Annotated in this window: 4 protein-coding genes; 1 reads left to right on the top strand and 3 read right to left on the bottom strand. The window is 67.9% G+C overall.

Annotation, left to right across the window (positions count from 1 at the left end; all coding sequences use genetic code 11):
• Positions 1-1,144 (bottom strand): outer membrane protein transport protein (locus AC1DQP_RS17595; protein ID WP_478052111.1); only part of this gene is annotated, 1,144 nt, incomplete at its 3' end.
• A 225-nt stretch (positions 1,145-1,369) separates the two neighbouring features.
• On the opposite strand from AC1DQP_RS17595, the gene AC1DQP_RS17590 reads away from it, so the two are divergent.
• Positions 1,370-2,062 carry a rhomboid family intramembrane serine protease gene (locus AC1DQP_RS17590; protein WP_478052110.1) on the top strand — a complete coding sequence of 231 codons (693 nt, stop codon included), beginning with the start codon at positions 1,370-1,372 and terminating at the stop codon, positions 2,060-2,062.
• Positions 2,063-2,236: 174 nt separating this feature from the next.
• On the opposite strand, the gene AC1DQP_RS17585 is transcribed toward AC1DQP_RS17590, so the two are convergent.
• Positions 2,237-3,634, bottom strand: a complete 1,398-nt coding sequence (locus AC1DQP_RS17585) for a S41 family peptidase (RefSeq protein ID WP_478052109.1) — start codon at positions 3,632-3,634, stop codon at positions 2,237-2,239.
• A 124-nt stretch (positions 3,635-3,758) separates the two neighbouring features.
• Positions 3,759-4,123: murein hydrolase activator EnvC family protein (locus AC1DQP_RS17580; protein WP_478052108.1), on the bottom strand; the 365-nt coding region annotated here is incomplete at its 5' end.

The raw sequence follows: 4,123 nt of genomic DNA, 5'->3' as shown, positions 1-4,123 counted from the left end.
GGTCGGGCACGCGCACGTCGCGGTGGGCGTTGGTGGTCGGGGTCTGGTCCAGCGCGACACCGCCGCGCAGGGTGACGGTATCGCTCAGCTTGAAGTCGGTACCCAGCGAGACGAAGGTCGTATCGCGGTAGCCGAATTCCAGCACCGAGTCCGGCTGCGCCGAGGCGTAGTCGATGGTGACCTGATCGAACGCGGTCGACCAGGCAGTGCGGGTGACATCACCCATCACGGTCCAGCGGTCGTTGACGTTGTGGGTCACGCTCAGGGTGGCCGAGGCCGGCAGGGTCAGGGTGGCCTTGCCCGAGGTGCTGGTGAAGCGACCCGGCTGTGCCACGGCCAGCACGGCAGCGGCGTTGGCCGGCACGTCGAAGGTAGCGTCGCCACCGGTGATCTTGTGCTCGACCTTGGACCGGTAGCTGATACCGATGTGGGTGTTCTCATCGGGGCTGAACAAGCCACCGACGGTCCAGCCCACGGCGTTGTTGTCGCCTTCCACGGTCAGCTTGCCATCGGCGCTGCCCGGGGCGAAGCCCGGCACGCGCGACTGCGCCAGCGCGGTGCCGAAGTCGATGTTGTTGCTCAGTTCGATGGTCAGGTGTTCAACGAACACCGACGCGCCGAAGGACACGTACGGGTTGACGTCGTAGGAGGCGGCAAAGCCCAGGTCGATCGCCTTCAGGTCGGTCTTCAGGCCGCTGTAACGGCCGACCCACGCGTTGTCGTACTGGGTCTTGAAGCCGAACGGAGCGGTCAGCGACACGCCGAAGTGGGCCTGTTCGCCGATCGGCATGTGGAAGTACGCAGCCGGGACCGGAGCGATCATGCCTGCGTCGCCGCCGTCACCGCCGGTCTGCGGCTGGCCGGTCGGCTTGCGGCCAGTGCCGCTGAACTTGGCCGAGAAGCTGATGGCGCTCAGGTCACCCTGGATCTGGGTGCCTTCGAGCTGGCGCATGCCAGCCGGGTTGACGGCGATGATCGAGGCGTCGCCCTCGGCGCTGCCGGAACCGGCAAAGGCGCGGCCGAGGCCCTTGGCGCTGTTTTCCTTCAGCTGGAAGGCGGCAGCGTTGACGTGGCCGACGGCCAGGACACCGGCAATGCCGACGGCCAGGGCGGTGACGCGGGCAAGCGTGGAAGCGGTATGCATGTTTGGTTCTCTCCGGAATTGCGGTGATGTTTGGCAACGTGCGCCTGCGTCGTCCCTGCCTTTCGGTGGAGACAACGCGCCGGATTCCCCTCCCGACATACGACGCCGTATTGGAGTATACCCAGACCGGTTAATGAAACAATAACGGACTGCCCCCTTGTGGCTATTCAGGCTGAACCCGTCAATGCCCCATCACGGGCGTCGCCGCGCTAGGCTAGCGCACCCATGTTCGTGTCGATCCCCTCCCGCAAGAAGTCCGCCTTCCGCTGGGCTACCCCGCTGCTGTTCGCCGCCCTGTGGGTGGCGTTCCTGTGGTCGATCTCGCGTCCGGACGATGCCCGCCGCAGCCTGTGGCTGGACTGGGGCGCCCTGTCCACCGGCCTGACCCACCCGCTGGACTGGTGGGCCACCCTGCAGGACGGCAGCGTGCTGCGCCTGTTCACCGCCCTGTTCCTGCATGCGGACTGGTCGCACCTGCYGGGCAACCTGGTGTTCCTGCTGATCTTCGGGCTGCCGGCCGAGCGCGTGCTGGGGCCGTGGCGGCTGATCCTGCTGTTCCTGGTGGGCGGGGCCATTTCCAACCTGACCGCGATCTACACCATGGGCAGCCCGGATCAGATCATCATCGGCGCCAGCGGCGCGGTGTCGGCGCTGATCGGTGCCTACCTGGCCCTGTTCCCAGGCGCGCGGCTGGGCGTGGTGATCCCGCTGGGCCTGTTCCTGGAGTTCGTGCGGGCGCCGGCCTACCTGCTGATCGGGGTGTGGGCGGCGCTGCAGGTGGTGTTCGCCTATATCGGCCCGAGCTTCGGCATGGTGGCCTGGTGGGCGCACATCGCAGGCTTCGTGTTCGGCCTGGCCTACGGGGTTTATGTGCGCGCGGCGATCGCGCGTCGGCTGCGCAAGCGCCACGGGTTCTAGGCCGCGCCGACGCATGACGCGTTGGCCGGCCACACGTCCGGTCGGACGCACCGGGTAGTGCCGGCCGCTGGCCGGCTCCACGGATAGTCGGATCAACCCGGGTAATGCCGGCCGTTGGCCGGCGCCTCATGCGGTTGGGTGCATGCAGAGCCGGCCAGCGGCCGGCACTACCGGTCAGGGTTTGGCCGGCGTATCCAGCGGCTTTGCTTCCGGCTTTGCTTCCGGCTTCTTCTGCGCGGCTGCCTTGGCGGCCTCTGCCTTCTGCTTTGCCAGCACCGAAMCCGGCTGCTTCAACTCGGCCAGCGCGTCGTTGATCGGGCCGTCGCCCGGCAGCACGTCGCCGGCCTTGTAGCCGTCGCCGCCTTCCTCGTCACCGCGGAGGTGGCCCGGCAGGGTGGCTTCGCTGTAGTCGGCCAGGCTGGCCGGCAGGGCGTCGTCACCCGGCTGCCTCTCCGGCTGCAGCAGCACGTCGGGCACGATGCCGGTGGCCTGGATGGACTTGCCGCTCGGGGTGAAGTAACGCGCGGTGGTCAACTTCACCGAGTCGCCGTTGTCCAGCGGCAGCACGGTCTGCACCGAGCCCTTGCCGAAGGTACGGCTGCCGACCACGCGCGCACGGCCGTTGTCGCGCAGCGCGCCGGCCAGCACTTCGGAGGCGCTGGCCGAACCGGCATCGGCCAGCACCACCACCGGTGCGCCCTTGAGCAGATCGCCCGGGGTGGCATCGAAGCGTGCATCGCTGATCGAGATGCGGCCCCGGGTGCTGACGATGTTGCCCTTGTCGAGCAGGTCATCGGCCACCTGCACCGCCGCGGTGAGCAGGCCGCCGGGGTTGCTGCGCAGGTCAAGCACCACGCCCTTGAGCTTGCCGCCGGCCTGCTGCTGCAGCTGGCCGACATGCTTCTGGAAATCGGCGCCAGTGTCGGCCTGGAAGGTGCTCAGGCGGATGTACCCATAACCCGGCTCCAGCATGCGGCTGCGCACGCTGGTCACACGGATGGTCTGGCGGGTGACGGTAACGTCGAACGGCTTGGCCCTGCCTTCGCGCACCAGGGTCAGCACCACCTTGCTGCCGGCCTTGCCACGCAGCGGCTCGGTGGCCTGGATGGCACTGATCGGCTTGCCGTCGATGGCGATGATCAGGTCGCCGGCGCGGATCCCGGCGCGGGTAGCCGGGGTGTCGTCGATCGGCGAGATCACTTTGAGGCTGCTGTTGTCCGGCTGCTGCTGCAGCTCCACGCCGATACCGTCGTAGGCGCCGGTGGCCTGTTCGTCGAAGGCCTCGGCGTCTTCCTTGTCGAAATAGGTGCTGTGCGGATCCAGGTCGAGCAACAGGCCACGGATGGCCGATTGCATCAGCTTCTTGTCATCCACCGGGTCCACGTAGGCGGCGCGGACCGCGTTGTAGACCGCCACGTAGCGCCGGATTTCCTCCAGCGGCACTTTCGATGTCACCGCCTCTTCGCTGCTGGCGGCATCGCTGGCGCTGCTGGCAGCCTCGCTGGTCTGCTGCGCCCAGGACACAGCGGGCAACAGGGCCAGCAGCAAGGTGGCGGAACGGGCTACGCGCATGAAGCACTCCAGGTCGGCGGGGGACGGAAAACACGCACTGGGTGCGTCGCCCGATTATGCGCGAAGCGACGATAAATTCCCGTTGAACCCGGCGCGCATGGACAGCGCGCCGTTGGGCTGGGTGTCAGCGACGCTGCAGCCAGCTGCCCGGATCGACCGGCTGCCCGTTGCGGCGCAGCTCGAAATACAGCGCGGTCACGCCCTGTCCACCGGAGTTGCCGACCTTGGCCACCGGGTCGCCCTTCTTCACCGTGGCGCCGGCGTCGCGCAGCAGGGTGTCGTTGTGCGCGTACAGGCTCATGTAGCCGTTGCCATGGTCGACGATCAGGATCATGCCGTAGCCGGTCATCCAGTCTGAGAACACCACCGTGCCATCGGCCACGGCAGTGATCGTGCTGCCGGCAGCGGCGCCGATCAGCACGCCGCTGCTGGTGCGCCCATCGGGCAGCTTGCCGCCGTAGCGGGCCAGCAGGTTGCCCGACAGTGGCC

It is taken from the genome of Stenotrophomonas sp. P5_A8 (genome assembly GCF_056400545.1).
This window is presented reverse-complemented; position numbering and strand designations above follow the sequence as displayed.